The sequence below is a fragment of the Microbacterium phyllosphaerae genome, from assembly GCF_050628115.1.
GTDB classification, from domain to species: Bacteria; Actinomycetota; Actinomycetes; order Actinomycetales; family Microbacteriaceae; genus Microbacterium; species Microbacterium phyllosphaerae_A.
In genome coordinates, this window is record NZ_CP192502.1 from 3,408,628 (window position 1) to 3,435,459 (window position 26,832).

Consider the following 26,832-nt stretch of genomic DNA (forward strand, 5'->3'; position numbering starts at 1 on the left):
TAGGCTCTGGGCCATGCCGATCTCGCCATACCTGAGCGACCTCCGTAGGCGCGTGGGTCATGCTCTCCTTCTGCTCCCCGCGGTCACGGCGGTCATCCGGCGGGACGATCGATTTCTGCTGTGTCGGCAAGCGCACTCGCTCGAGTGGGGACTCCTCGGCGGCGGAATCGAGCCACACGAGAAGCCGGAGGACGCGGTCCTCAGGGAAGTGCGGGAGGAGATCGGCGTCGCTGCCACCGTTCACGGGATCGTGGGGGCTTACGGAGGCGGGGATCTGCTCGTGAGCTATCCGAACGGCGATCGTGTCGGATACACGACGATCGCCTACTCGTGTTCAATTCCGGTCGACACGGAGTTGCTGCTCACAGACGGTGAACTCATCGAGACGGGGTGGTTCACCACGACGGAGATCGCGCGGCTTCCGCGCGATCGATGGGTGGACAGGATCATCCGCGATGCCTCCCATCCCGGTGGGGTGCTGGTTGCGGATCAGATGAGCGTGGTTGAGAAAGCCGTGTGCTACGTCATCGCGCACGATCGTCTGCTCGTCTTCACCCACGACGACACCGACATACTCGCCACCGGCGTTCAGGTTCCTGCGGGAACCGTGCGCGACGACGAGAGCCCGGCACAGGCCGCTGAGAGAGAGTTGTTCGAGGAGACCGGCCTCCGAGGCTCCGTGACGCGCAGCCTCGGCGCCGAGTTCTACGATCTCACCCCGCTCCGCGATGAAGTGGCCCTCCGACACTTCTTTCGGTTGGAGGTCGTCGATCCCGAGGTCTTCGCCGTCTGGCAGGCCGGCGAGGCCGATCCAGAGATCGGCGACTCGCCCGTCTCATGGACATGCCGGTGGATCCCGCTCGCTCAGGCGCATGTGCTCGCCGGTGGCCTCGGCGCTCGACTCGGCGCAGCGCTCCGCTGACGCCGGAACGCGCACGGGCGATCGCTACTCTTACGACGTGGACCACCTCGCTGTCGCTGAACGATTCGTCGCCGCCCGCTACCCGGGGGCAGGCGTCGCCATCGTGGCGGGCAGCACCGCACGCAGCGAGCGCACCCCGACGAGCGACATCGACCTGCTGCTCCTCGGAGACGAGATCTTCGACGCCGATGACCAGACGAGCGAGGCCTCGACTCACGAGTTCGAGGGCGAGATCGTCGAGGTGTTCGCGTACACACCGGCAGGATTCGACGAGTGGGCCGACCGAGGCATCGCGCAGCACCGACCGGTGATCGTGCACATGCTCGTCGAGGGCACCGCGATCCGAGACGACGGCCGCCTCGCCGCTCTCCGCCGTCGATGGCAGATGATCCTCGACGCGGGTCCCTCACTCAGCGCGCAGGAGTCCGCCTTTCGTCGCTATGTCATCACCGATGTGCTCGACGACCTCAGAGACGCGGCAGACCCCCTCGAGCAGCAGGTCGAGGCCGCAATCCTGTTCGAGAGGATCGCTGAGCTCATTCTTCTCAGCGGGGGACGCTGGATCGCGACCGGCAAATGGCTTCCGAGACGGCTCCGGAACTTCAGCAGCGAGCGCGCCGATCTGCTGAGCATCCCGCTGCTCGACCGCGACTACGCGACCTTCGCCGCCCGTGTCGAAGACGAACTCGACCGTGCAGGCGGCCGGGTACAGAGCGGCTTCGTGCGCTGACCACGGCTCAGGACGCGGGCACAGCCCGCGTCGTCATGACCAGAAGCTGCGGATCCGTCAGGTCGAGCGTCACCGAGATCGAGACGAACTCGGCGAGGGATGCCACGTGCGTGCCGCCGCACAGGATCTCCGCCGTGCCTTCGGGAAGCTCGCAGTGCCAGCTGCGGCGGTCCACGATCGTCGGGCCCTCGGTCACCACTCGGCTCGACGCGCCCGACGCGACCCACGCGGCCAGCCGTGCGTTGATCGACGCCTCACGATCCGCGAGTGTGGCCACGAACGTCTCGGTGTCGAATCCTGCCCTGCGCAGGCTCTTGCCCAGGCGGTACTCGTCGACTGCGCCGTCCGCGTGGATACGGCTGGACTGATTGGCCTTGCCCTCGAAGTTCGGCGCGCCCAGAGCATCCTCTCCCGGATCCTTGCGCCACAGATCCGCGAGGGTGCGGTCGAGTGCCAGAGACGCCAGATGACACGCGGTGTGCCCTCGGCTGAGACCGGCCCGACGGGTCGAGTCGACAGACAGTTCCACGCGTGCGCCCTCCACCAACCAGGACGGGGCCTCTCCGTCGAGCGGATGACCGACGAGCCAGGTCCACCCCTCGGCGCCGCGCTTCGCGGGGATGTCGGAGCCGACCGCGAACTCGCCCTCGTCGGACACCGCGGCCATCACAGCCTCGGTGACGCGGACGGCGGACCCCTCGAAAGCGATCTCGCCGCTGTCGCCCGGCTGATCGGGCCACGTGTGATCGACCGGGTGGAACGGCGTCGCGTCCACGATGACGACCGAGCCTGCGGACGTCGATTCGACCCGGGCGACAGTGCTCGATCCCGAGACATCGCCGCCGGCGAAGGACACGACGGTTGACGAGGACATGGGGCTCCTTGAGAGGTTCATGACGAGCGCCGCCCCTCGCAGGAAGGGTCGTGCGATCGAATCAGTGGGACGGCGGGATGGTGAAGCTCGCGAGCTTGTCCCGGTCGACGACGAGGATCCCATCGGATTCTCCGGTGAAGACGCTGCTGGTCCACCCGAATCTGATGCGGGTGGTGTCGCCCTCCGTCGTCGCGGACAGGACTGTCATCCGGGCTCCGGCACCGATAGCGTCGGTATCGGCCCAGCTGCGCACGCCGTCGCGCCCCCCTTTGACGGTGCCCCAGTCGCTCACGAAGCCCCCTTCAGTGAAGGCACCGACGAAGGCCTCGGTGTCAGCCGCGTTGATCGCATCGACAAGCGCCTGGACGGGGGCGGGTACGGCCGGCTTCGGCGACGTCATCTCACGCGTCCCGACACTCAGACCGTGACGACCTGGGCGGTGCCGAGCGGCGCCTCCGGTCCCATGTCCGCGGCGATCCGGTTGGCTTCTTCGATCAGTGTCGCGACGATGTCGGCCTCGGGCACGGTCTTGATGACCTCGCCCTTGACGAAGATCTGGCCCTTGCCGTTGCCGGAGGCGACCCCGAGGTCTGCCTCGCGAGCCTCGCCCGGTCCGTTCACGACGCAGCCCATGACCGCGACGCGCAGCGGCACCGTCATGTCCTTGAGTCCCTCGGTCACGTTCTCGGCGAGCGTGTACACGTCGACCTGCGCGCGTCCGCACGACGGGCACGAGACGATCTCGAGCTTGCGCTCACGCAGGTTCAGCGACTGCAGGATCTGGTGCCCGACCTTGACCTCTTCGGCGGGCGGCGCCGAGAGGGACACACGGATCGTGTCGCCGATGCCCTCGCCGAGGAGGATGCCGAACGCCGTGGCGCTCTTGATCGTGCCCTGGAACGCTGGCCCTGCCTCGGTCACGCCGAGGTGCAGGGGCCAGTCGCCTCGCTCGGCGAGCAGGCGGTAGGCCTTCACCATGACGATGGGGTCGTTGTGCTTGACCGAGATCTTGAAGTCGTGGAAGTCGTGCTCCTCGAACAGCGAAGCCTCCCAGACGGCACTCTCGACGAGCGCCTCTGCCGTGGCCTTGCCATATTTCGTGAGGATGCGGCGGTCCAGCGATCCGGCGTTCACGCCGATGCGCAGCGAGACGCCGGCGGCCTTGGCTGCCTCGGCGATCTTGCCGACGTTGCCGTCGAACTCGCGGATGTTGCCAGGGTTCACGCGCACGGCACCGCAACCGGCGTCGATCGCGGTGTAGATGTAACGCGGCTGGAAGTGGATGTCCGCGATCACCGGGATCTGACTCTTCATCGCGATGATCTTCAGCGCGTCGGCGTCATCCTGATGGGGAACGGCGACACGGACGATCTCGCATCCGGATGCGGTCAACTCGGCGATCTGCTGGAGAGTCGCGTTGATGTCCGTCGTCTTCGTGGTCGTCATGGACTGCACGGTGACGGGGGCGTCACCCCCGACGAGCACCTTGCCCACCTTGATCTGGCGAGACTTCCGGCGCGGGGCGAGGACTTCGGGGATCTTCGGCATCCCAAGGTTCACTGCTGGCACAACCCCCAGCCTACGCCGCCTGGATGCACACAGGCTGGATGTCGGGCGGCTCGGACGCGCGTCATCCGGCCGGGGCGGCGGTTCCCGGTGTGATAGTTTTCAGCCCATGCTCGCGAACTTCACCTGGTGGCCCGCCTCTTAGGCGGTGTGTTCGCGTTCCCACGAATCCAGACCGCCTCCGGGGCGGTCTTTTCGTTGAGCCGAGCCGGAGCCACGCACAGGAGACACCGATGACCCTCTCACGTCTTGCCGAGCTCACCGCAGATCCCACGGCCTCGTTCGTGCTGATCGCGCGCGACGGCGCCGCCACCGTCGAGCTGCTGACAGGCGAAGTGGTCGACGTCGACGTGCTCGCCGACATCCCGCTCACGATCGACGGGACTCCGCGCGAGATCTTCGCCATGGTGCCCTACCGCCAAGTGCGCGAGCGCGGATTCGTCGCCCAGGATGACGGAGCGCCGCTGCGCTGCATCGTGGTCGACGAGCATCTGACTCTCCCGGCTCCTGCGCTGATCGCCGATCTGCCGTCCGCTGCCGTCCCCCTCCGCAACGGCGGATTCGACATCGCCGACGAGGAGTACGCCGCGATCGTCGAGACCGTGATCGCCGACGAGATCGGCCGCGGCGAAGGCGCCAACTTCGTGATCCGCCGCGACTTCACCGCCGAGATCGACGTCGACGACCGCACTGCCGCCCTCACGTGGTTCCGCGCCCTGCTCACGCACGAGCGCGGCGCCTACTGGACCTTCGCCGTCATCACCCCCGGGCACATCGCCGTCGGCGCGAGCCCCGAGGCGCACGTCGTCGCCCGCGGCGGCGTCGTCACGATGAACCCGATCTCGGGCACCTTCCGACACCCCGCCGGCGGTGCCACCAAGGAGACGCTGGTCGACTTCCTCTCCTCCACGAAGGAGACCGAGGAGCTGTTCATGGTCGTCGATGAGGAGCTCAAGATGATGAGCGCCGTCTGCTCCGACGGCGGACGCATCACCGGCCCGCACCTCAAGGAGATGTCGCGCCTCACCCACACCGAGTACATGCTCCGCGGGCGCAGCGCGCTCGACCCCCGCGACATCCTCCGCGAGACCATGTTCGCGCCCACCGTCACCGGCTCGCCGATGCAGAACGCGTGCGCGGTCATCCGCCGCCATGAGAAGAAGCCACGCGGGTACTACTCCGGCGTCGCGGCGCTGTTCACTCCGAATGCCGAAGGCGGGCACGATCTCGACGCCCCCATCCTCATCCGCACGGTCTATCTGCAGGGCGGCTCGCTCAGCGTGCCCGTGGGAGCGACGCTCGTGCGCCACTCCGACCCTCACGGCGAGGTCTCCGAGACACACGGCAAGGCGGCCGGAGTGCTCGGCGCGATCGGCGCGATCGACCGGGACAGTGCTGCTGAGGCTCGCGAGGACGCGGATGCACCGGGAGCACCGCAGTCCCTCGCCGCCGACCCCACGGTCGCCGCGCTCCTCTCTTCGCGCAACGCGCGTCTCGCGGACTTCTGGCTGAACCCCCAAGGCGACGACCTCACAGGTCCGTTCGCGGGGAAGACGTCGATCGTGGTCGACGCCGAGGACCGTTTCACGACGATGCTCGCCCACCAGCTCCGCCACCTGGGCCTCGACGTCACAATCCGCGCATGGAGCGAGGTGACCGATGCGGAGCTCGACTCCGCCGACCTCGTCGTCGCCGGCCCCGGACCCGGCGACCCTCGCGACACCGACAGCGATCGCATCGCCCGGATGCGACAGGTCGTCTCGGGCCGCGTCGACGCGGGCGCGCCGCTTCTCGCGGTCTGCCTGAGCCATCAGATCCTCAGCGACAGCCTCGGCATCGACCTCGCCCCGCTCGGCGCACCGCATCAGGGGTTGCAGAAGGCTGTGCCCGTCTTCGGCGAGGATGCGTCGATCGGCTTCTACAACACGTTCACCGCCAGGGTCGCACCGGGAACCGCATCCGTGGGTGCCGTCCAGGTGTCCGCGGACCCCGTGTCAGGAGACGTCTACGCACTGCGCGGCGATCACTTCGCATCAGTGCAGGGCCACTTGGAGTCGATTCTCTCCCGCGACGGCATCCGCACTCTGGAGCGCCTGGTCTCGCACGCGCTCTCCTGAGCGGCGCTGCGGCCGCTCGCTCAGCCCCCGAAGAGCTTCACCGGGTTGAAGAGATCGGCGAGCAGCAGCACAGCGCCCATCGCGATGAGCAGCGTGGCGACGACGACGGTCAGCGGCACGAGCCGTGTGGCGTCGACCGGCGCGGGCGGCGGACGGCGGAAAAGCTTCGCCCAGGCGCGACGGATGCCGTCCCACAGGGCGACGACGACGTGACCTCCGTCGAGCGGCAGCAACGGGATCAGGTTGAACACGAACAGAGCCACGTTCAGCGAACCGAGGAGGCTCAGCAGGATGGAGAAGCGATTGAGGATCGGCGCGTCCGTGGCTGCGACCTCGCCGGCGATGCGACCGACGCCCACGACGCTCAGCGGTCCGTTCGGATCCCGCTCGCTGCCCGTCACCAGAGACACGCCGGTCTCCCAGATGCGGACGGGGAGGGTCAGGATCATCGAGCTGACGCGCGCGACGGTGTCACCGGCCATCTGCGGGCCGGCCGACAACGGCTGCTGCACGAAGCCCATCTGCGCGCCCATGCCGACGTAGCCGACCTCCTTGACCACGGGTTGGCCGTCGTCCCCGATGACCGGCTGTCCGCTCGCATCCGTGATGGTGCGCTCGGCCTCGATCGGCGTGATGGTCAGAGTCTTCTCCGCGCCGTCGCGGAGTACGACGAGATCGAGCGTCTCGCCCGGAGCCGCCTGCACGATCGCGGTCGCCTCCGCGAAGGTCGACACCGGCTGACCGGCCACCGACACCAGCACATCACGAGGCTTGATCCCCGCCTCCGCGGCCGGCGTCGCCGGGTCATCCGCCGAGCACTCCGTCGCCGTGGAGCCGGCCGGCAGCACGCACTCGCTGACGGATGCGATCGTGGTCGTTCCCTGCTGGACGCCGATGCCCGACAACAGGACGGTGAAGATCACGATCGCGAGGAGGAGATTCATCAGCGGGCCGCCGAGCATCACGATGACGCGTTTCCACACGGGCAGGCGGTAGAAGACCCGATCCTCGGCACCCTCCGCGATCGTCTCGTCGTTCGCGGATCGCGCGTCCTGCACGAGAGCCCGGAAGACGCCCTTCGCAGGTCCCGATGCGGCGGATGCCGGGTACATCCCCGACATCGAGATGAAGCCGCCGAGCGGCAGGAGCTTGAAGCCGTACTCCGTCTCGCCGATCCGCTTGGACCACAGCCTCGGCCCGAAGCCGATCATGTACTGGCCGACACGAACGCCGAAGAGCTTCGCGGGCAGGAGGTGGCCGACCTCGTGCAGGCCGATCGAGAGGCCGAGGCCGATCAGCATGAACACGATGCCACCCAGATAGAGCAGTGCTTCCACTCCCCCAAGCTAGTGCTCGCACCCTAGGAATAAGCCCCACGCCGCGACAGGGCTCGCCGCACAATCCCATTAGGCTTGTCAGGTGACCTCCCGCCAGCTGCGACTCCTGCGCGCGGCTTCGGCATCGGCGGTCGCCACGCTCCTCGCGGCGACATCGCACACGGTCGCCGGCGGCGCAGCGCCGCATCCGCTTCTGGTGCTCGCCGTCATGACGCTCGTCGTCCCGATCGCCGCTCTGATCATCGGCGCGCGCGCCTCTCGGCTCCGGGTCGCTGCGACCGTGCTGGCGAGCCAGGCGGCTTTCCACGTCATGTTCCAGCTGCTGGGCGCTCCGACCGGGACCACCGTGCTCTCCGGGCACCAGCACCACCTGGATCTCTCCGCCCTCGGCCCGGTGGCTGCGGCAACCGCCCCCGACCTGCTCATGGTGATCAGTCACCTGGGCGCGGCGACGATCACGATCGCACTGGTCTGGCATGGCGAATCGATGGTGCGTGCCGTCGCGGGTTGGATGCAGGCACAGCTGCGCCGCGCGGTCACCGTCTTCCGCCCGAGCCACCCGCATCCGAACCCTCCCGTCTTCGCCCTGCCTTTGCCGGTCGATCGCGCTCTCTCCATCTCTCTGTCGCGTCGAGGCCCCCCGGCGATCATCTGATCGTCACATCGCCTCACCGAGGCCTTCCTCACCCCGCGGATGCCGCGCTCATCTCTGCGCGCCCGCACGACAGCAATCAGGAGTTCCACCATGCCTTCCATCACCCGTCGCAACACCAGCGCCCACCGCACCCTCACCACCCGCCGCAAGGTCGCCGCCGGACTCATCGGAGGCGCCGTGCTGGCCCTCGCGATCCCCGCGATGGCCAGCGCCCATGTCAGCGTCAGCCCGGACGAGCTCACCGCAGGAGACCACGGCGTGCTCACCTTCTCGTTCGCCCACGGCTGCGACAACTCGCCGACCACCTCACTGAAGGTGACGATGCCCGAGGGGCTCGCCTCTGTCGCTCCCACCATGGACAGCGACTGGACGATCGACATCGAGAAGGGGGATGACGGTCTCGTCAGCGCCGTGATTTACACAGCCGTGACACCGGTGCCGAACGAACTGCGCGGCGCCGTCAGCATGTCGGTCGGGCTCGACGAGGACACTCCCGAATCCCTCGCGTTCCCAGTGATCCAGACCTGCGTCGAGGGCAGCACCGAATGGACGCAGCTCGCAGAGGACGGCGAGGACCCGCACAGCCTCGATGCCCCCGCCCCCGTGGTCGAGGTCACCGCCGCAGCAGTCGACGGCCACGGCGAGCACAGCTCTGCTGAGGAGGCCGGAGACGCGGACGACGCCGACTCCGCTGCCGCTGAGACGGACTCCTCGAACGCACTCGGCACGGCGCTGGGCGCGGGTGGCCTCGTCGCCGGCGTCGCCGCCCTCGTGGTCTCCGTACTGGCCTACCGCCGCAAGGCGTGACACCCCGGCGCGTCTCCTCGGCTCGATGGGGCCGAGGAGACGTGCCGCACCCCGTGATCTCTCCGGAGCCGTGAGATCATGGATGCGACATGTCGATTGAACAACAACCGAGCCTGCCTCCCGTGCTCCGCCCCGCGAACCCGCCCCGGCGTGAGCTGTCCGAACTCGCCTCTCGATTCGCGCGAGACGTCCGCGGGGAGGTGAGCGGTGTCGCCCTGTCGGGGATCACGCTCGCCACTGCCGACCTCCGCCCGGGCGAGGCCTTCGTCGCGATCCGAGGTGTGAACCGCCACGGCGCGGAGTTCGCGGTCACCGCCGCCGAGAAGGGCGCCGTCGCGATCATCACCGACGAGGCCGGCGCCGAGATCGCGGAGCCCGCGGGCCTCCCCGTGCTCGTCGTCGACGACCCGCGCGCGGTTCTCGGCGCCCTGAGCGCCTGGGTGTATGGCACCGGAGCAGGCGAACCTCTCCCGCTGCTGTTCGCGACCACCGGGACGAACGGCAAGACGAGCGTGTCGCACCTGCTCGAGGGCATCCTCGACCAGCTCGGCGTGGTCACCGGACTCTCCTCGACCGCCGAGCGGCACATCGCCGGCGACGTCATCGTCTCGAGACTCACCACCCCTGAGGCATCCGAGATGCACGCTCTGCTCGCGCTGATGCGCGAGCGCGACGTCGAGGCAGTGGCCGTCGAGGTCAGTGCGCAGGCGCTCTCGCGTCACCGAGTCGACGGCATCCGCTTCGATGTGGCCGGTTTCACGAACCTCAGCCACGACCACCTCGACGACTACGCCGACATGGAGGAGTACTTCGAGGCGAAGCTCCCCCTCTTCCGCCCTGACCGCGCGAGGCGCGGTGTCGTCTGCCTCGACTCCGCCAACGGGGCGATCGTGGTGGAGCGCGCGGAGATCCCTGTCGTCACCGTCGGGACGCCGTCCATCGCGGCCGACCCCGATGCCGCGGCTCGCGCCGACTGGGTCGTCGCGATCGATGACGAGCGCGCGTCCGGGACCACCTTCACGCTGACGGGTCCCGCGGGATCCCTCACGACCACCGTCCCGGTGATCGGACCCCACATGGCCGCGAACGCCGCTCTGGCGATCGTGATGCTGCTCGAAGGCGGCTACGCGTGGGACCGGATCGTCGCAGCCCTCGAGCGCGACGGCGGCATCGACGCCCACCTGCCCGGTCGCACGCAGCTCGTGTCCGGCGACACGGGCCCCGTCGTCTTCGTGGACTTCGGGCACTCCCCCGACGCCTTCGAGAAGACTCTCGCCGCCGTGCGCCGCGTCACCCCGGGCAAAGTGCTGATGCTCTTCGGCGCAGACGGCGACCGCGACGCCAGCAAGCGCTACGACATGGCTCGCACGGCCGTCGAGGGCAGCGACATCCTCGTCATCACGGACCACCACCCTCGCTTCGAGGACGCGGAATCGATCAGGGCCACTCTGGTCGCCGGAGCCCGCCGAGCACGCCCGGACGCAGAGATCCACGAGTACTCGCCCCCCGAGGCGGCCATCGTCGCCGCCGTCGGCCTCGTCGGCGAGGGCGACTCGATCCTGTGGGCGGGTCCCGGACATCAGGACTACCGCGACATCCGCGGGGTGCGCACCCCGTACTCGGCGCGCGAACTCGCTCGCCGCGCTCTGCGCGCGGCGGGATGGCCGGTGCCGGACTCGCACTGGCCCGTGCCCTATCCCGACGAAGACTGATCGCGATCGGTGGCCGCGGTGATCGGCTGCGGCCACCGGTCGTCTCAGGTTGTGGCGATCAGCTGGTCCGCCGTGCGCCGAGCCCAGTTCTCGGCCTCGGCCAGCGTCTCGACCGTGAGCGTCTGCGGCGGCTCATGGGCATCGACCACCCGGGCGATCGTGTCGACGATCCCGAGGAACGGCAGCCGCCCTTCGTGGAACGCGTCGACCGCCTGCTCGTTCGCGGCGTTGTAGACCGCGGGGAACGTGGCCCCCGCACGGCCCACGGCCTTGGCGAGAGCGACAGAGGGGAAGGCCTTGTGATCGAGGGGTTCGAAGGTCCAAGACGTCGCCTCGGTCCAGTCGAGCGGGCGCCCCACTCCGCCGACGCGACTCGGCCAATCGAGTCCGAGTGAGATGGGCAGGCGCATGTCGGGCGGTGATGCCTGGGCGATCGTCGACCCATCGACGAACTCGACCATCGAGTGCACGATCGACTGCGGATGCACGACCACCTCGATGTCGTCGTAGGCGACGTCGAAAAGCAGGTGGGCCTCGATGACCTCGAGCCCCTTGTTCACGAGCGTCGACGAGTTCGTGGTGACCATCCGGCCCATGTCCCAGGTGGGATGGGCGAGGGCCTCCTGCGGAGTCACCTCGGCCATCTCGTCACGCGAGCGTCCGCGGAACGGTCCGCCGGATGCAGTGACGACGAGACGTCTCACCTCGGCGTGGGTTCCGCTGCGCAGCGCCTGAGCGATCGCGGAGTGCTCCGAGTCGACGGGGACGATCTGATCGGGGGCCGCAGCCGCGAGAACGAGCTCGCCGCCGACGATGAGCGACTCCTTGTTCGCGAGAGCGAGAGTCCGCCCCGCTTTCAGCGCCGCGAGAGTGGATCCGAGCCCGATGGATCCGGTGATGGCGTTGAGCACGACGTCGGCTTCGACATCGCGCACCAGCTGCTCGGCCTCGGCGGCGCCGAGCGCCGTGCTCTCGACCTGGAACGTCTGAGCCTGTTCGGCCAGCATCTCGGCGTTCGAACCGGCAGCGAGGCCGACGAGCTCGAATCGACGGGGGTTGGCACGGATGACGTCGAGCGCCTGCGTGCCGATGGAACCTGTGGAGCCGAGGACGATGATGCGACGCATGCCGCCAGCCTATGGCAAGCCCTCGGCTCCTCAGCCCTTACGGAGCCTGCTCGATGGGCGTGGTCGCGAGGACGTCGACGACGAAGACCAGGGTCTCGTTCTGCAGCTCGTTGCCCTCGGATGCGCCGTAGCCGTCCTTCGGGGGCATCGCGACGATGACCTGGGATCCGACCTGCTGACCCTCGAGTGCCATCTTGAAGCCGGTCACGACGCCGCTCGTCTGGAACTGCGAGGGCTCCGCGTCGCGGCTCCAGCTCGAGTCGAACTCGGTGCCGTCCGACCACTTGACGCCGCGGTACTGCACGGTGACCAGGTCGCCCGCGCCGACGACGGCTCCGTCACCCTGCTTGAGGACGGCGACCTCGGTCTCCGTGGGCGCTTCCGAGTCCGGGATGGTGATGGTGGGCGAACCTGCGTCGTCGAGCTCCACGGTGGGCATGCCCTCGGTCGCATCGACGTCCGAGCCCGAGGCGGTCTTGGGAAGCTGCTCGATGGTCTCGACGTAGAGGACGCTCGGGTTCATGCCCTCCTGAGCGGCCGGCAGCGTCAGCACGACACTCGAACCGATCGGGAGGCACTCCGCGGCGACCGTGAAGACGGTCGACTGGGTGGGATCGACGATCTGCTGAGGCTGCTGCACCGCGAGAAGAGCGGACAGCACGCCGTCGGGGCCGCGCTCCGAGGTGCTGAGCACCTCGTTGGTCGTGGCATCCACGAGCTGGTAGCGCAGCGAGACGAGATCGCCCGGCATGACATCGTCGCCGTCGCCCTCGACCACGACGGAGCGCTGGGCTTCGGCGAGATCTGCATCTGCGGGAACCGTGACCTTCGCGTCGGCTCCGGTGCCCTCGACGGACACGGCGTCGGAGCCTGCGCCGGATGCGAGGTCGGCGAGGCAGGAGCTCTGCGCCGACGGATCGGCCGTTCCTGTCGATTCCGGTGCCGCATCGCCGGAGCAACCGGCGAGGAACAGGGTCGCCGCAGCGACGGTGGACAGGACGATGAGCGGACGCTTGCGCACAGTGAGACCTCAGGATCGCGGGCGGGACACCCCATCATCCCCCATACCCCTTTGTCGATGCTGGGAGGCGCGCTCTGGCGCTTCATTCCCACCGAGGCATGGATCCGGGGGTAATCTGCTCTGATGACGTCAGAGCAGTCCGTGGAGCCCGAATCCTCGCCCGCAGAGACTGAGAAGCCTCGTCACGCCGGCTTCGCCTATGCGCTCGGACGCAGTCTCATCACGCCGCTCGCGCGCACGATCTACCGTCCTCGCATCGAGGGAAGGGAGAATGTGCCGAAAGACGGACCCGTCATCTTCGCGAGCAATCACCTCTCCTTCATCGACTCGATCGCGATTCCGGTCGCGGCTCCACGCCCCGTGCACTTCCTCGCGAAGTCGAGCTACTTCGAAGGACCAGGACTCAAGGGCTGGTTCAGCAAGACCTTCTTCGAGTCCATCGGGGCGATCTCGGTGCGCCGCGGCGCCGGCAAGGCCGCTCTCGATGCACTCGACGTGCAGCGTCAGCTGCTCGACGAGGGGCTCGCGGTCGCGCTCTACCCGGAGGGAACGCGCTCGACCGACGGACGTCTGTACAAGGGACGCACAGGGGTCGCCTTCCTCGCACTGCAGACCGGTGCACCGGTAGTCCCCGTGGGGCTGATCGGCACGGACAAGGTGATGCCCGTCGGCGCCAAGGTGCCGACGCTCAAGGAGCGCATCACCGTGCGGTTCGGCGAGCCACTGGATCTCTCCCCTCACGGCCCCGCCACGAGCGGCCGCGCGCGTCGACTCGCGACCGACGAGATCATGGCGGCGATCCACGCACTGTCCGGGCAGGAGCTCGCCGACGCGTACAACGAGGCGCCCGCTCAGGGCACGATCGAGAAGATCAAGCAGGCCCTCCCGCACGAGCGCCGCTGAGGTCTCGGATCCGGAGATCTCCTGCAACGGCGGTCGCGCGGCGATGACCGGGTGCGGCCCGCAGCGTCAGCGCACGCGTCAGGGCTGAGCGCGCACCGTGGCTTCGTGGCGCACCGGGAAGTTCATCGAGTTCGCGATGAAGCACCACGCGTTCGCCTGTGCGTGCGCGCGCTCGGCTGCGTCGATCATGGACGCATCGGCGACCACCACCTCAGGGCGCAGCATCACCTCGACGAAGGCACCGCCTCCCGTGCCGTCCTCGCGCATCATGCCCGAGGCTGTGTCTCTGTATGAGACGACCACGACACCGGCGGTGACGCACGCGTGCAGATACGAGAGCAGATGACATTCGGAGAGTGAGGCGAGCAGGAGGTCCTCAGGGTTCCACCGCGACGGATCGCCGCGGAACGGCTTGTCGGCGGATGCCAGGACCTCGGGCTTGCCCTCGACCTCGAGCGTGACGTCGCGGCGATAGTCGCGATATCCGCTGGTGCCTGTGCCGGAGTTCCCGGTCCACGTCGACGTGAGTGAGTAGCGGTGCTCGCCGAGAGGCGCGGGACGATCTGCCATGCCGACAGTCTGCCAGCCGCCTGGAACATCCGGCGCGCACGGCGCTGTCGCAGCCCCCTGCTGAACGGACGATATCCTTGGGGGGTGCTGGAGACTCTCACCGTTCAGGATGCTGTTGAACTCGCCGTCGTCGAACGGAGCGGGTTCGTCGAATCCCGCCATGCGGGAGCGGCGGTGGTCCTCTCCCCCGACGGCGACGTCATCGCCCGTCACGGCAATGCGGATGCTCTGATCCTGCCCCGGTCGAGCCTCAAGCCGCTCCAGGCGGTGGCGTGCATCACGGCCGGCGCCTCTCTCGAAGGCGAGCAGCTCGCCATGTCGACGGCGAGCCACAGCGGCACGGATCGGCATGCGGCCGTCGTGCGCGATGTGCTCACCGAAGGCGGACTCACCGAAGACCACCTCGCGTGCCCGCCGGCCTGGCCCGGAGACACATCCGCTCGCGACGAGCTGGTGCGCGAGCACGGGGCACAGACCCGCATCCGCATGAACTGCTCCGGCAAGCACGCGGCGATGCTGCGGGCCTGCGTGGCGACTGGCTGGCCCACCGACGGGTACCTCGATCCTGCGCATCCTCTTCAAGCGCACATCCGTGATGTCATCGAACGCCTCACCGGTGAAAAGGTCGCGCACATGGCGATCGACGGATGCGGAGCACCGGTGTACGCGCTCACGCTGACGGGCCTCGCACGGTCGATCCATCGGATCGGTACCGCCTCTGACCGCTCCCCGTTCGCGCTGCATCGTGTCGCTGGATCGCTGGTGCGCGCAGTCCGCGACAATCCTTGGACGATCGACGGCCCCGGTCGCCCTGACACGATAGCCATCGAGAAGCTCGGAGTCTTCGCGAAGGGCGGCGCCGAGGGCGTCATGGTCATGGTCGCTCCGAACGGGACCACGGTCGCTCTGAAGATGCTCGACGGCGGTGCTCGCGCCTCCACGATCGTCGCCGCGACGCTCCTCGCACGAGCAGGCGGACTGACGGACGCCGAGGTCGCGACGCTCGGCGCCGCGCTCTCGCTCGAAGTGCTCGGCGGAGGCAAGGACGTCGGAGTCATCCGCCCCGGCAGCGGCATCTGAGGCCACCCGCGGCAGGCTGGTCCTTCTCGCTAAACCCGCAGCAGTCCTCGCGGGAGCCGACATCACCGCGCTCCGACGAGCGCGGGGATCACCACGCGTCGCGGCGCGGAATCTCCCGACAGCGACCATGCACGCCCGGCATGAGGGCGCGCATATGGAGGGAGTTCTCGGATGCCAGCCAGCTGCCGCAGGTCCGTGGCGCTCTCGGATCTCACGAGCACCTCGCCATCACTGCGAACCCGCTGCCACAGCCCCCAGTGGCGCTGCCATGCGTCCGACTCGCCGATCAGGATCATCGGACGCCCGGTATCCGATGGCTCTGCCGGCTCACCCGAGACCGAGAGGACATCGCACTCGGGATAGGCGCGAGCCAGCATCGCGGCGACCACGGACACGCCTGGCGTGACGAGAGCGGTCACTGCTGAGCGTGGACTCCACGTCGCCCACTCATCGGCGTGTGCCGTCGCGCGCAGCATGCCGGTGGCGCGAGGCGGTTCCTCCGGAACCCATGCGATCTGCAGCTCACGATCTCCCAGCCGCAGACGACCCGTCGGACGATCGCGACCGTACCCTTCCGACTCCCCACCTGCGGCCAGATGGTCGATGCGGCTGGGCATGCGCAGCAGCCCACGCGTCGGCAAGGAGTCGAGCAGCCTCCCGACCTGCCCGGACGCGCGCGTCGCCGTCACCACGAAGGTGGTTCCTCCACCACTCCGCAGAATCTGCTCCCACAGCTGCGCCAGATGCTGGCCGTACTCGATCGGCAGGTCGTTGATCTGCGCATCGATGTCGTCGCAGAGCACGAGTGCGCGCCTCGGCCCACCGCCCGACGCGAGAGCGACCACCGCATCCCACGCGCGCTCGGCATCTCGGGGGATCCACAGCGCCTCCGGATGCTGCCTCGCCAGAGCGCGCAGGGCCGACGTCCGGCCGGATCCGGGCGCACCGATGAGGCTGATTCCGCGATCCGCGCCGACCGACAGGACCTCGAGCGGCTGACTCTGATGCTCCGGGTCGTCGACCCGCCCGAGGATCAGTTCTCCTCGCGCGAGCTTCCCGGGGCTCAGATCGGCCAGAGGGAGTACCGTCGGCAACGCGGGAAGCCAGGGGCTCTGAGGCGTTTCAGCCCCGGCCCAGGTCGCTGCCACAGCACGGAGGTCTGCAGCGCCGGTGAGGGCGACTCTCAGAGAGACAGGTTCAGAGTCCTGAGGGCGACGGGCGAGGGCGAGCCCCCTCGACTCCACACCACCCGGAAGCTCGGCGGCCGCATCGGTGCCGATCACCGCACGACTGTCTGCGGCCTCACCGACGCGCAGACTCACCCGCAGCGGACAGTTCGCCGCGAGCGCATCCCGGATCACCCCGGATGCGCGCTGGGTTCCGAGGATGAGATGCATGCCTAGCGCTCTGCCGCGAGCCGCGATGTCCGTGAACACGACACCGAGGTCGGTGTGCTCCTGCAACAGCGCAGCGAACTCATCGACGACGATCACCAGCCTCGGCATCCCGATCTCTCCGACGTCGCGCACTCCGGCTGCCGCAAGGACCGCCTCTCGTCGACGCAGTTCCGCCGTCAGGCTCGAGACGCCTCGCCGTGCGCCCAGCTCATCGAGATCGGTGATCACCGCCGCGACCTGCGGGAGTGCCCGCAGCGGCTCGAAGGCTGTCCCGCCCTTGAAGTCCGCGAGCACGAAGATCACCCGCTCCGGGCCGTACGCGCTCGCGATGGCCGTCACCCACGACACCAGGAGCTCGCTCTTGCCGCTGCCGGTCGTTCCCGTGACGATGGCATGGGGCCCGTCGTCGACGATGTCGAGAATCAGGTCGTCGCGCTCGCCCCGGCCGATCGCGGCAGGCAGCCCGCGCTCAGACACCGGTTGGGTGAGATCTTCGAGCCGCACTCCAGCGGGCAAGGTGTCGAGCTCCCCGGTGTCGTCGACGCGGGACTCGCCCACGGCCACCGCCTGTGCGTGCGACAGGCACTCCGCAGAGACCTCCACGATGCCCTCGGGGGTGCGGACTGTCGCGCGATGCGGCTCGACGATGTCGATCACCGTGGTGATGCCCTCCGGCACATCGTCGTCGCAGGCAAGCAGCCAGAACATCGCATCCACCGCCGGTCGCGTATCACCGCTCCGCGCGATGCCCAGCCGGAACGCCCTGCGACGAACGGGCCCGGCATGAGGGAAAGCAGACACACCCCATTCATCGAGGTGGTCTCCCACGATCGCGAGTTGCGCGGCGCCGAAACGCAGACACAGCTGGACGACCAGTGCTCGTGCAGCGGCATCGACGATCGGTGCAGCGCCGCGCAGCGCGACGCCACTACCGAGAGCCACGGCGATCGGCACCTTCTCGAGCCGGCCGCACCTCGAGCGGAACTCCCGCTCGCGCTCTCCATCCCCTCCTGCCGCCCTGACCGTGCTTCGGGCGATTCCGCTGCCGACGACGATGTCGGTGCCCGCATCCGGCGCATCCAGTCCGCGCAGCGGGGGCTGCTCCAGGCACGACGCGGCGTCCGGCTGCCGGTGCCAGCGGATCTGACGCTCTTCATCGTGAAGCCGGGCGAGCTGGGCCTCTGCCGCCGACCAGGCTACGGCGCTCTCCGCTTCTGCCAGCCGATGCGCCTTGCGTCGGGAGCGCGCACCGTCGATCAGCGATGCGAAGATCATCAGCGGTCCGAGCGCCGCGAAACACAACGAGAAGAGCGAACCGGTCACGAGCCAGAGGACCACGCCGGCGACCACCGGCACGAGCGCCGCGATGAACGGGGTCGGCGGTCGGCGCGGCGGGGCGGGGGCAGCAGGGATCGTGATCGGCAGGGAGTCCATGCCGATCAGTCGACACCATCGAGGGGCCGCGTCGGGCGCCCTCCACAGCAGTCGGGACCTATTCGGTGGGAGCGTCCGATGTGGAGGAAGATTCGTCCGCTACCTGCACGATGACGAGCGTCACGTTGTCACGCCCGCCGTTCTCGAGAGCTGCGGCGAGCATGGCATCGACAGCCGCCGCAGGATCGGCGTGCTCACGAAGGAAATGCTGGATCCCGTAGTCCGTCAGCTCTTTCGTGAGGCCGTCCGAGCAGATGACGAAGCGATCTCCGGCGCGTACCTCGAGAGTGACGTAATCGGGAGCGGTCAGCTCGCTCGCCCCGACAGCGCGCGTGATGACGTTGCTGTACGGGTGCCCCTCGGCCTCTTCCGGGCTGATCTTGCCCGCGGCGATGAGCTCCTGGACGACCGAGTGGTCGGTGGTCACCTGCACGAGACGGTCGTCGCGAAGAAGATAGACCCGCGAATCGCCGATGTTGAGTGCGGCCCAGTGCGGCTCGTCATCCTCGAACTCGAGGAACACTCCGGTGAGTGTCGTTCCCGTCCCCTCGTCGGTCGTCTCCGGGTGGTCGGCGATGTCACCGACAGCCAGCTGGAGAGCACCCTCGATGGACTCACGCTCGACGGATCCTGAGGCGACGACGGCCTCGAGCCGGTCGACCGTGCTCCGGCTCGCGATCTCGCCACCGGCATGGCCGCCCATGCCGTCGGCGACGATGAACAGGGGATAGTCCGCGAAGAACGCGTCCTGGTTCGTCTCGCGTCTCTTGCCGACGTCGGTGACTCCTGCCCAGGAGAGCAGCAGCGTGCGCTGCGCAACCGTGACGCTTCGCGTCTTCGTCGTCGTGTCAGACACTCATCGCCTCCGAAATTCCTGCGGGTCGGGCCGCGCCGGGATACTCACACATCGTAGTGGACACAACGACGCTCGCACCCGCGCGCCCGGGTCTCGGCAACGCGAGAAGAACGGTGGCGCCGACCCGGCGCTGCGACGTGAGCATTCCCCCACGCTATCGTCTCCACCCGACACGCCTGGAATCGGCGAACACGATCCCGATACGCAACAGAGCCCCCGACCGGAGTCGGGGGCTCTGCATCACGTGATCAGGCCGGAGGCTGCGTGGGGTTCGTCGGCGGCACGGGCGGTGCTGCCGGCGGAGCTGCGGGCGGTGCCGGCGGGACCTGCGGTGCGGCAGGAGGTGCCGACGGTGCTGCCGGGGGCACGCCGGGAGCCGACGGCGCCGACGGAGCAGCGGGAGGCGCATAGCCGGGCTGAGCGGGCGGCGCGTAGCCGGGCTGAGCCGGGGGCGCGTAGCCCTGAGGAGCAGGAGGTGCGTAGCCCTGGGGAGCGCCGTAGCCCTGCGGGGAGCCGTAGCCGGGGCCGGCCGCCGGACGCGGCTGCACGGGGATGCCCTGCCAGACGGTGCGGTCGGCGAGGAAGCCGTTGTTCGCCCACGATGCCGGAGCGATGTTCGGGTTCCAGCGCGACTTGTCGAAGGCGTTGATTCCGAGCCACACGAGGGAGAGGAAGACGTACAGGATGACCCAGACGGAGTCCTTCTGCAGCTTGAGACCGACGCGCCACGCGGCGAGGACCGCGACGATCGCGAATCCGATGCCGACCAGCCAGCCGAGAACCGGGATCCAGGTCAGCAGGCTGGCGAAGACGAGCCACGGGCTCACATCTCCGAGCTTGAAGAAGATCATGAGGTTGTAATACGGAACCCAGGCGCGCCACTTGCCCTCGACGCCGGCCTTCTCGAAGATCTTCATGAGGAAGAGAGCACTGAGCACGTAGCCGCCGACGGCGAACACGAAGATGAAGATGGCGTAGATCGCCCAGAAGGCGGCCGCTGCGGCCCCGCCTCCGTCGTAGTTATACGATGACGCGATCGCCGCGCTTACGTCGCCGATAAATGAGAACATGAACCCCTCCGGATCCGATGGAGCAGACGCCTTGCGCGCCGCGACACCCACCATAGCGGGGTCGCGATATACGGGGCAACGACACACGCAGGAGAGCCCGCCTGTGTGACGCTGTGTCACTCGGCGACGACGAACTCCAGGATTCCGGGCTCCGGCGCGTCTCGGAGCACGATACCCCGTGACGCGGCCCAGGTGCGCAGGGTGCGCGCCGACCGCACCCGCGGACGGTCTTCGGCAAGGGCCCGGGTCAGCAGTCCCTTGGACTTCTTGTTGAAGTGGTTGAGCGCCCGCCCGTGCTCGGTCACCACCCGCACGTACGCGGAGGGGACGGAAGCAGGCACCGGCCCGAGCGCGACGTAGGCCTCGCTTCGCAGGTCGAGGACGAACGCCGGGTCCTCCCCCGCGATCGCTTCGGTCGTCGCGTCTGCCCAGTGACGGCGCAGCGCCGACAGTCCCGGCAAGGACGTGCCGGCCGCCAGCCGGTATGGCGGGATGGCGTCGAGGGCGCCGATGGGCCCGAGCGGCGCCGAATGGATCCACGCATGCGACCCGAGCCAACGTCGGGACGCCGATGACAGCGTCTGTGCGTCGAGGGCGTCGTAGAGCACTCCCGTGTAGCGATCCACCGCGGGCATCGTCGCGGCGGAGCGCAGCATCCGGTTGTGGACCACGTCAGCCGCCTGCTTCGGGCTCAACTTGAGCACCTTGAGTGCGGCCGCCTCGTCGGCTGCGAGATCGATGAGCGAGTCGATCACGGCATGACGTTCGCCGTGCAGACCGGGAAGCGCGAGAGCGCTGACATCGAGGGGTGCACCGTTCCCGCCGGGGCGCTTCGTCTCTGACGGGGGAAGCAGGATCTTCATGGGACCTCGGGAATACAGACGCGTCCGCCTCGGCTCCCACTGGGGGCGCCGAGGCGGACGCGATGAACTGAACTGATCAGGCGATGAGAGCCGCGTTGCCCGCCACGATCGTCAGGACGTCGCTCTCCATCGAGAGGAAGCCGTCCTGTGCGTTGGCGAGCACCTTGGTGCCATCCGTCTGCGTGATGCGGACCTCGCCCTGGGCGAGGATCGCCAGAACCGGCTCGTGGCCGGTCATGAAGCCGATCTCACCTTCGACGGTCTTGGCGACCACGAGGCTCGCCTCTCCCGTCCAGACCTCCGCGTCCGCGGAGACGAGGCTGACATGCAGCGCCATGGTCAGCCGTTCTCCTTCTGGATCTTCGCCCACTGCTCTTCGACGTCGGAGATGCCACCGACGTTGAAGAATGCCTGCTCGGCAACGTGGTCGAAGTCACCGCGCGTGATCGCATCGAAGGACTCGATGGTCTCCTTGAGCGGGACGGTCGAACCCTCGACACCCGTGAACTTCTTTGCCATGTAGGTGTTCTGCGAGAGGAACTGCTGGATGCGACGTGCACGCGACACGACGATCTTGTCCTCTTCGGAGAGCTCGTCGACACCGAGGATGGCGATGATCTCCTGCAGTTCCTTGTTCTTCTGGAGGATCTGCTTGACCGTGGTGGCGACGCGGTAGTGGTCCTCGCCCAAGTAGCGGGGGTCCATGATGCGCGACGTCGAGGTCAGCGGGTCGATGGCCGGGTACAGACCCTTCGACGCGATCTCACGCGAGAGCTCCGTGGTGGCGTCGAGGTGGGCGAACGTCGTCGCCGGGGCCGGGTCGGTGTAGTCATCGGCGGGCACGTAGATCGCCTGCAGCGAGGTGATCGAGTGGCCACGGGTCGAGGTGATGCGCTCCTGGAGGAGGCCCATCTCGTCGGCGAGGTTCGGCTGGTAACCCACGGCGGAGGGCATGCGGCCCAGCAGCGTGGAGACCTCGGAACCGGCCTGCGTGAAGCGGAAGATGTTGTCGATGAAGAGCAGCACGTCCTGCTTCTGCACGTCACGGAAGTACTCCGCCATCGTCAGAGCCGAGAGGGCGACGCGCAGACGCGTTCCCGGCGGCTCGTCCATCTGGCCGAACACGAGGGCCGTCTTGTCGAAGACACCCGCCTCTTCCATCTCGTGAATGAGGTCGTTGCCCTCACGAGTGCGCTCACCGACACCGGCGAACACCGACACACCACCGTGGTCCTGCGCCACGCGCTGGATCATCTCCTGGATGAGGACGGTCTTTCCGACACCGGCGCCACCGAACAGACCGATCTTTCCACCGAGCACGTACGGCGTCAGGAGGTCGATCGACTTGATGCCGGTCTCGAACATGGTGGTCTTCGACTCGAGCTGGTCGAAGTTCGGAGCCTTGCGGTGGATAGGCCAGCGCTCGGTGACTTCGATCGTCTCGCCGGGCTCGAGGTTCAGGACCTCGCCGATCACGTTGAAGACCTTGCCCTTGGTGACGTCGCCGACGGGGACCGAGATGGCCTCACCGGAGTCGCGCACCTCCTGGCCGCGGACGATGCCGTCGGTCGGCTTCAGGGCGATGGCGCGAACGAGGTCGTCGCCGAGGTGCTGAGCGACCTCGAGCGTGATCTCGACGGACTCGTCGCCGATCGTGATCGTGGTCTTCAGCGCGTTGTAGATGTCGGGGATCGAGTCGTGCGGGAACTCGATGTCGACAACCGGACCGTTGACGCGTGCGACGCGCCCGACGACCGCGGTCGCCGGCTGGTCAGCCGTGGCGGTGGTGGTCATTTTCGTCTCTTTCCTGATGGTCTATTTGCTCGACGAGAGTGCGTCGGCGCCGCCGACGATCTCCGCGATCTGCTGCGTGATCTCCGCCTGACGCGCGTTGTTGCGCAGGCGGGTGTAGTCGGTGATGAGCTTGTCGGCGTTGTCGCTGGCCGACTTCATCGCCTTCTGCGTCGCAGCCTGCTTGGCAGCAGACGACTGCAGGAGAGCGTTGAAGACGCGGCTCTGGATGTACACCGGCAGGATCGCGTCGAGGACTGTCTCGGCATCCGGCTCGAACTCGTACAGCGGGTAGACGGCGCTTCCCGCTTCCGAGTCATCGGCTTCCGCGATCTCCAGCGGAAGCAGGCGCACGGATTCCGGCGACTGCGTCATCATGCTGACGAAGCGGTTGTACACGAGGTGGATCTCGTCGACGCCGCCCTCGTCCGCACCGCGGGAGAAGTCCTCGAGCAGCGTGGCCGAGATCTCCTCCGCCGTGTGGAACGACGGGGTGTCGGTGTCGCCGGTCCACTCCGCGGCCGCCGCGATACGACGGAACTGGAAGTAGCCGACGGCCTTGCGACCGACGAGGTAGAACACCGGCTCCTTGCCCTGCCCGCGCAGGAGCTCCGCCACCTCGAGACCCTCACGGAGGATCTGCGAGTTGAAGGCTCCGGCAAGACCGCGGTCCGACGAGAAGATCACGACCGCGGAGCGGCGGATCGTCTCGGGCTCGCGGGTGAGCGGGTGGTCGACGTTCGAGTGCGTCGCGACGGCGGACACGGCCCTCGTCACGGCTCGCGCGAAGGGGCTGGACGCCTTGACGCGTGCCATCGCCTTCTGGATGCGCGAAGCCGCGATGAGTTCCATCGCCTTCGTGATCTTCTTGGTCGTCTGAGCAGAAGAGATCTTCTGCTTGTAGACCCTGAGTTGAGCGCCCATGAAATCAGTTCCTCACGCGATTACGCGCGACGACCCTTGACGATCTTCTCCTGGTTGACGTCCTCAGCCTCGGCTGCAGCGTGCTCCTCGTGACCGGGAGCGCCGATGGCCTGCCCCTTGCCACCCTGGAACTCCAGGAGGAAAGCGTCGGTGTGCTTCTCGAGCTCAGCCACCGTGTCGTCGTCCAGGACGTTGGTCTCGCGCAGGGTGTCGAGGACCTTCGTGTTGCGACGGAGGTAGTCGAGCAGCTCGCGCTCGAAGCGCAGCACGTCCGAGACCTCGATCGTGTCGAGCTTGCCCTTGGTTCCGGCCCAGATCGAGACGACCTGCTCCTCGACGGGGTACGGCGAGTACTGCGGCTGCTTGAGCAGCTCCGTCAGACGCGCACCACGCGAGAGCTGGCGACGCGACGCCTGGTCGAGGTCGGACGCGAACATCGCGAAGGCCTCGAGCGAGCGGTACTGAGCGAGCTCGAGCTTGAGCGTTCCGGAGACCTTCTTGATCGACTTGACCTGAGCGTCACCACCGACTCGCGACACCGAGATACCGACGTCGACCGCAGGACGCTGGTTGGCGTTGAAGAGGTCGGACTGCAGGAAGATCTGGCCGTCGGTGATCGAGATCACGTTGGTCGGGATGTACGCCGAGACGTCGTTCGCCTTGGTCTCGATGATCGGAAGACCGGTCATCGACCCTGCGCCGAGCTCGTCGGACAGCTTCGCGCAACGCTCCAGCAGACGGGAGTGCAGGTAGAAGACGTCACCCGGGTAGGCCTCGCGGCCCGGCGGACGACGCAGCAGCAGCGAAACGGCGCGGTAGGCCTCTGCCTGCTTGGACAGGTCGTCGAAGATGATCAGGACGTGCTTGCCGCCGTACATCCAGTGCTGACCGATGGCCGAACCGGTGTAGGGAGCCAGGTACTTGAAGCCGGCGGGGTCGGAGGCGGGAGCTGCCACGATCGTGGTGTACTCCAGGGCGCCGGCCTCTTCGAGCGCGCCCTTCACCGAGGCGATGGTCGAGCCCTTCTGGCCGATGGCGACGTAGATGCAGCGCACCTGCTTGTTGACGTCGCCCGACTCCCAGTTGTCCTTCTGGTTGATGATCGTGTCGATCGCGATCGCGGTCTTGCCGGTCTGGCGGTCGCCGATGATCAGCTGACGCTGGCCGCGGCCGACGGGGATCATGGCGTCGATCGCCTTGATACCGGTCTGCATGGGCTCGTGCACCGACTTGCGCTGCATGACGCCGGGCGCCTGCAGCTCGAGCTCACGCGAGCCTTCGGTAGCGATCGAGCCGAGGCCGTCGATCGGGTTTCCGAGCGGGTCGACGACGCGACCCAGGTAGCCGTCGCCTACGGGCACGGAGAGGACCTCACCCGTGCGGGTGACTTCCTGTCCTGCTTCGACACCGGTGAAGTCGCCGAGGACGACCACACCGATCTGGTCCTGGTCGAGGCTCAGCGCGAGGCCCTTGGTGCCGTTCGCGAAGGCCACGAGCTCGTTGGCCATGACGCCGGGCAGGCCCTCGACGTGCGCGATTCCATCCGCTGCGTCGATGACGGTGCCGACCTCGGTCGCCGCTGCCCCGGTGGGCTCGTAGGCGGCGGCGAAGTCCTTCAGCGCGTCACGGATGACGTCGGGGCTGATCGATAGTTCTGCCATTGTCTTCCCTTTGTATCTGGGTGCGCGGTTCCCCGCGCGAAGTCGTGTTAGCCCGCGAGCTTCTGGCGAAGGTCGGCGAGTCGAGCGGAGATGCTGCCGTCGATGACATCATCGGCGATCTGCACGCGCAGGCCTCCGACGACGGCGGGGTCGAAGACCTCGTTGAGGGATACGTTGCCGTCGTAGCGGCTCGAGAGTGCGGCGCTCAGGCGGGTGCGCTGTGCGTCGGTCAGCGGCTTGGCGGTATGCACCGTCGCCACCACCCGGTCACCCTGGTCCGCGACGATGCGCGTCGCCCGCGACAGCATCTGCCGGATGCGACGTTCACGCGGCTGGCGGACCAGCGACGAGACGATCAGCGCGGCGGCGTCACTGACGCCCCCGGCCAGGAGCCTCTCGACGAGAGCACCCTTGGCGTCCTCTCCCCCGAGGCGGGTTCCGAGCGCGAGCTCGAGATCCGCGTTCGCGGCGATGACCCGGGAGAAGCCGAACAGCTCTCCCCCGATGTCGGCCTGGGGACTGGAGATCGCCGCGGCACGGATGGCCAGTTCCTCGACGCCGTCGACGAGCTGCGACGTGGAGGACCAGCGCTGAGCGACGACGGTCTTCAGGACGTTCTGCACGTCCTGGGAGAATCCGCCGAAGACCGCCGACACGACGTTCTGTCGCGCCTCTGCCGGAGCCGAGGGATCGGTGAGCGCGCCGCTCAGCTGAGACGACTCCGCGACGGTCCTGGCAGCTGCGAACAGCTCCCTGGCCGAGTCGAGAGTGACGTCCTTCGCTGCGGCAAGCGACTGAGTGGATGCCGCGAGTGCCTGAGTGGTCGCGCTGCCCATTACTGAGCCGCCTTCTCGGATGCTTCGAGGTCGGCGAGGAAGCGGTCTACGACCGCCGTCGCGCGAGCATCGTCCGAGAGCGTCTCGCCGACCACGCCACCGGCGAGGTCGATGGCGAGCGAGCCCACCTCGCTGCGCAGCGACACGAGAGCGGTCTGACGCTCTGCCTCGATCTGCGTGTGCGCGGTCGCCGTGATGCGGGCTGCCTCGCTCGACGCGGTGTCCTTGGCCTCGGCCACGATCTTCTTGCCGTCCTCGCGGGCGGCCTCGCGGATCTCTCCGGCCTCGGTGCGCGCCTCGGCGAGCTGCCGGGTGTACTCCTCGAGAGCGGCCTCAGCCTGCTTCTGGGCCTCGTCGGCCTTGGCGATGTTGCCCTCGATGGCGGCGGACCGCTTGTCGAGCATCGCCGTGAACTTCGGAAGGGCGACCTTCCACACGACGACGAGGATGACGAGGAACCACAGGCCCGACCAGATGATGTCGTACCACGCAGGGATCAGCGGGTTGTGTGTTTCACCCTCTGCTGCGAGGTTCGTGACAAGAGCGTTCAGCATCCTGTCTCCTTCAGAAGTCGGTAGA

25 protein-coding genes are annotated in these 26,832 nt (G+C 68.0%); 8 read left to right on the plus strand and 17 right to left on the minus strand.

What is annotated here, in order from left to right:
* Positions 1-13: 13 nt before the first annotated feature.
* Positions 14-922 (plus strand): NUDIX domain-containing protein, encoded by a 909-nt coding sequence (locus ACQ4LY_RS16400; RefSeq protein WP_431073208.1) that lies wholly within the window; start codon positions 14-16, stop codon positions 920-922.
* Between the two features lie 37 nt (positions 923-959).
* On the plus strand, positions 960-1,652 hold the full coding sequence (locus ACQ4LY_RS16405; protein ID WP_431073210.1) for a nucleotidyltransferase domain-containing protein: 693 nt from the start codon (positions 960-962) through the stop codon (positions 1,650-1,652).
* Between the two features lie 7 nt (positions 1,653-1,659).
* On the opposite strand, the gene ACQ4LY_RS16410 is transcribed toward ACQ4LY_RS16405, so the two are convergent.
* The 3 genes from ACQ4LY_RS16410 to ispG form a co-directional block, all read right to left on the minus strand.
* A complete protein-coding gene (locus ACQ4LY_RS16410) occupies positions 1,660-2,526 on the minus strand; it encodes a hypothetical protein (protein ID WP_431073212.1) in 867 nt (288 codons plus the stop codon).
* 61 nt (positions 2,527-2,587) lie between these two features.
* Positions 2,588-2,926 (minus strand): nuclear transport factor 2 family protein, encoded by a 339-nt coding sequence (locus tag ACQ4LY_RS16415; protein ID WP_431073214.1) that lies wholly within the window; start codon positions 2,924-2,926, stop codon positions 2,588-2,590.
* A gap of 17 nt (positions 2,927-2,943) precedes the next feature.
* Positions 2,944-4,095 carry a flavodoxin-dependent (E)-4-hydroxy-3-methylbut-2-enyl-diphosphate synthase gene (gene ispG, locus ACQ4LY_RS16420; RefSeq protein ID WP_187249498.1) on the minus strand — a complete coding sequence of 384 codons (1,152 nt, stop codon included), beginning with the start codon at positions 4,093-4,095 and terminating at the stop codon, positions 2,944-2,946.
* Positions 4,096-4,325: 230 nt separating this feature from the next.
* On the opposite strand from ispG, the gene ACQ4LY_RS16425 reads away from it, so the two are divergent.
* Positions 4,326-6,209 (plus strand): chorismate-binding protein, encoded by a 1,884-nt coding sequence (locus ACQ4LY_RS16425; RefSeq protein WP_431073216.1) that lies wholly within the window; start codon positions 4,326-4,328, stop codon positions 6,207-6,209.
* Positions 6,210-6,229: 20 nt separating this feature from the next.
* On the opposite strand, the gene ACQ4LY_RS16430 is transcribed toward ACQ4LY_RS16425, so the two are convergent.
* Positions 6,230-7,546 (minus strand): M50 family metallopeptidase, encoded by a 1,317-nt coding sequence (locus ACQ4LY_RS16430; RefSeq protein WP_431073218.1) that lies wholly within the window; start codon positions 7,544-7,546, stop codon positions 6,230-6,232.
* Positions 7,547-7,628: 82 nt separating this feature from the next.
* Between ACQ4LY_RS16430 and ACQ4LY_RS16435 the strand changes: the two genes are divergently transcribed.
* The 3 genes from ACQ4LY_RS16435 (at position 7,629) to ACQ4LY_RS16445 (ending at position 10,720) form a co-directional block, all read left to right on the plus strand.
* Entirely contained in the window at positions 7,629-8,201 is a 573-nt protein-coding gene (locus ACQ4LY_RS16435; protein WP_431073220.1) for a hypothetical protein, read from the plus strand.
* Positions 8,202-8,291: 90 nt separating this feature from the next.
* The gene (locus tag ACQ4LY_RS16440; RefSeq protein WP_431073222.1) at positions 8,292-9,008 is read left to right on the plus strand and encodes a YcnI family protein; all 717 of its coding nucleotides are present in this window, start codon (positions 8,292-8,294) and stop codon (positions 9,006-9,008) included.
* Between the two features lie 89 nt (positions 9,009-9,097).
* Positions 9,098-10,720 carry a Mur ligase family protein gene (locus ACQ4LY_RS16445; RefSeq protein WP_431073224.1) on the plus strand — a complete coding sequence of 541 codons (1,623 nt, stop codon included), beginning with the start codon at positions 9,098-9,100 and terminating at the stop codon, positions 10,718-10,720.
* Between the two features lie 44 nt (positions 10,721-10,764).
* Here ACQ4LY_RS16445 and dxr read toward each other — a convergent pair whose 3' ends face one another.
* Together dxr and ACQ4LY_RS16455 are read right to left on the minus strand one after the other, a co-directional pair.
* Positions 10,765-11,847 carry a 1-deoxy-D-xylulose-5-phosphate reductoisomerase gene (dxr, locus tag ACQ4LY_RS16450; RefSeq protein WP_431073226.1) on the minus strand — a complete coding sequence of 361 codons (1,083 nt, stop codon included), beginning with the start codon at positions 11,845-11,847 and terminating at the stop codon, positions 10,765-10,767.
* Between the two features lie 37 nt (positions 11,848-11,884).
* Positions 11,885-12,868 (minus strand): FKBP-type peptidyl-prolyl cis-trans isomerase, encoded by a 984-nt coding sequence (locus ACQ4LY_RS16455; RefSeq protein ID WP_431073228.1) that lies wholly within the window; start codon positions 12,866-12,868, stop codon positions 11,885-11,887.
* 123 nt (positions 12,869-12,991) lie between these two features.
* Here ACQ4LY_RS16455 and ACQ4LY_RS16460 point away from each other — a divergent pair, with 123 nt between their 5' ends.
* On the plus strand, positions 12,992-13,771 hold the full coding sequence (locus tag ACQ4LY_RS16460) for a lysophospholipid acyltransferase family protein (protein ID WP_431073230.1): 780 nt from the start codon (positions 12,992-12,994) through the stop codon (positions 13,769-13,771).
* A gap of 78 nt (positions 13,772-13,849) precedes the next feature.
* On the opposite strand, the gene ACQ4LY_RS16465 is transcribed toward ACQ4LY_RS16460, so the two are convergent.
* Entirely contained in the window at positions 13,850-14,341 is a 492-nt protein-coding gene (locus tag ACQ4LY_RS16465; protein ID WP_431073232.1) for an OsmC family protein, read from the minus strand.
* 84 nt (positions 14,342-14,425) lie between these two features.
* Here ACQ4LY_RS16465 and ACQ4LY_RS16470 point away from each other — a divergent pair, with 84 nt between their 5' ends.
* Positions 14,426-15,421 carry an asparaginase gene (locus ACQ4LY_RS16470; protein ID WP_431073234.1) on the plus strand — a complete coding sequence of 332 codons (996 nt, stop codon included), beginning with the start codon at positions 14,426-14,428 and terminating at the stop codon, positions 15,419-15,421.
* Positions 15,422-15,483: 62 nt separating this feature from the next.
* Here the strand turns inward: ACQ4LY_RS16470 and ACQ4LY_RS16475 are convergent, their stop codons facing one another.
* From ACQ4LY_RS16475 to ACQ4LY_RS16520, 10 genes are all read right to left on the minus strand, one after another.
* Positions 15,484-18,252, minus strand: a complete 2,769-nt coding sequence (locus ACQ4LY_RS16475) for an FtsK/SpoIIIE domain-containing protein (RefSeq protein ID WP_431073236.1) — start codon at positions 18,250-18,252, stop codon at positions 15,484-15,486.
* A gap of 58 nt (positions 18,253-18,310) precedes the next feature.
* A complete protein-coding gene (locus ACQ4LY_RS16480) occupies positions 18,311-19,108 on the minus strand; it encodes a PP2C family protein-serine/threonine phosphatase (RefSeq protein WP_431073238.1) in 798 nt (265 codons plus the stop codon).
* A gap of 248 nt (positions 19,109-19,356) precedes the next feature.
* Positions 19,357-20,178, minus strand: coding sequence for a large exoprotein (locus ACQ4LY_RS16485; protein ID WP_431073240.1), 822 nt, complete (start codon positions 20,176-20,178; stop codon positions 19,357-19,359).
* 116 nt (positions 20,179-20,294) lie between these two features.
* Positions 20,295-21,041 carry a YaaA family protein gene (locus ACQ4LY_RS16490; RefSeq protein WP_431073242.1) on the minus strand — a complete coding sequence of 249 codons (747 nt, stop codon included), beginning with the start codon at positions 21,039-21,041 and terminating at the stop codon, positions 20,295-20,297.
* 76 nt (positions 21,042-21,117) lie between these two features.
* Positions 21,118-21,378: a F0F1 ATP synthase subunit epsilon gene (locus ACQ4LY_RS16495; protein WP_056308253.1), complete on the minus strand. Its 261-nt coding sequence runs from the start codon at positions 21,376-21,378 to the stop codon at positions 21,118-21,120.
* Positions 21,379-21,380: 2 nt separating this feature from the next.
* Entirely contained in the window at positions 21,381-22,835 is a 1,455-nt protein-coding gene (gene atpD / locus ACQ4LY_RS16500; protein WP_045255375.1) for a F0F1 ATP synthase subunit beta, read from the minus strand.
* Positions 22,836-22,856: 21 nt separating this feature from the next.
* Complete coding sequence (locus tag ACQ4LY_RS16505) at positions 22,857-23,756, minus strand: F0F1 ATP synthase subunit gamma (protein ID WP_053095762.1); 900 nt, start codon at positions 23,754-23,756, stop codon at positions 22,857-22,859.
* Between the two features lie 20 nt (positions 23,757-23,776).
* Positions 23,777-25,417, minus strand: a complete 1,641-nt coding sequence (gene atpA / locus ACQ4LY_RS16510; protein WP_056509274.1) for a F0F1 ATP synthase subunit alpha — start codon at positions 25,415-25,417, stop codon at positions 23,777-23,779.
* A gap of 47 nt (positions 25,418-25,464) precedes the next feature.
* The gene (locus ACQ4LY_RS16515; protein ID WP_431073245.1) at positions 25,465-26,253 is read right to left on the minus strand and encodes a F0F1 ATP synthase subunit delta; all 789 of its coding nucleotides are present in this window, start codon (positions 26,251-26,253) and stop codon (positions 25,465-25,467) included.
* Positions 26,253-26,807 (minus strand): F0F1 ATP synthase subunit B, encoded by a 555-nt coding sequence (locus ACQ4LY_RS16520; protein WP_056308258.1) that lies wholly within the window; start codon positions 26,805-26,807, stop codon positions 26,253-26,255. Before ACQ4LY_RS16520 ends, ACQ4LY_RS16515 begins: the two co-directional genes overlap by 1 nt.
* Positions 26,808-26,832: the final 25 nt, after the last annotated feature.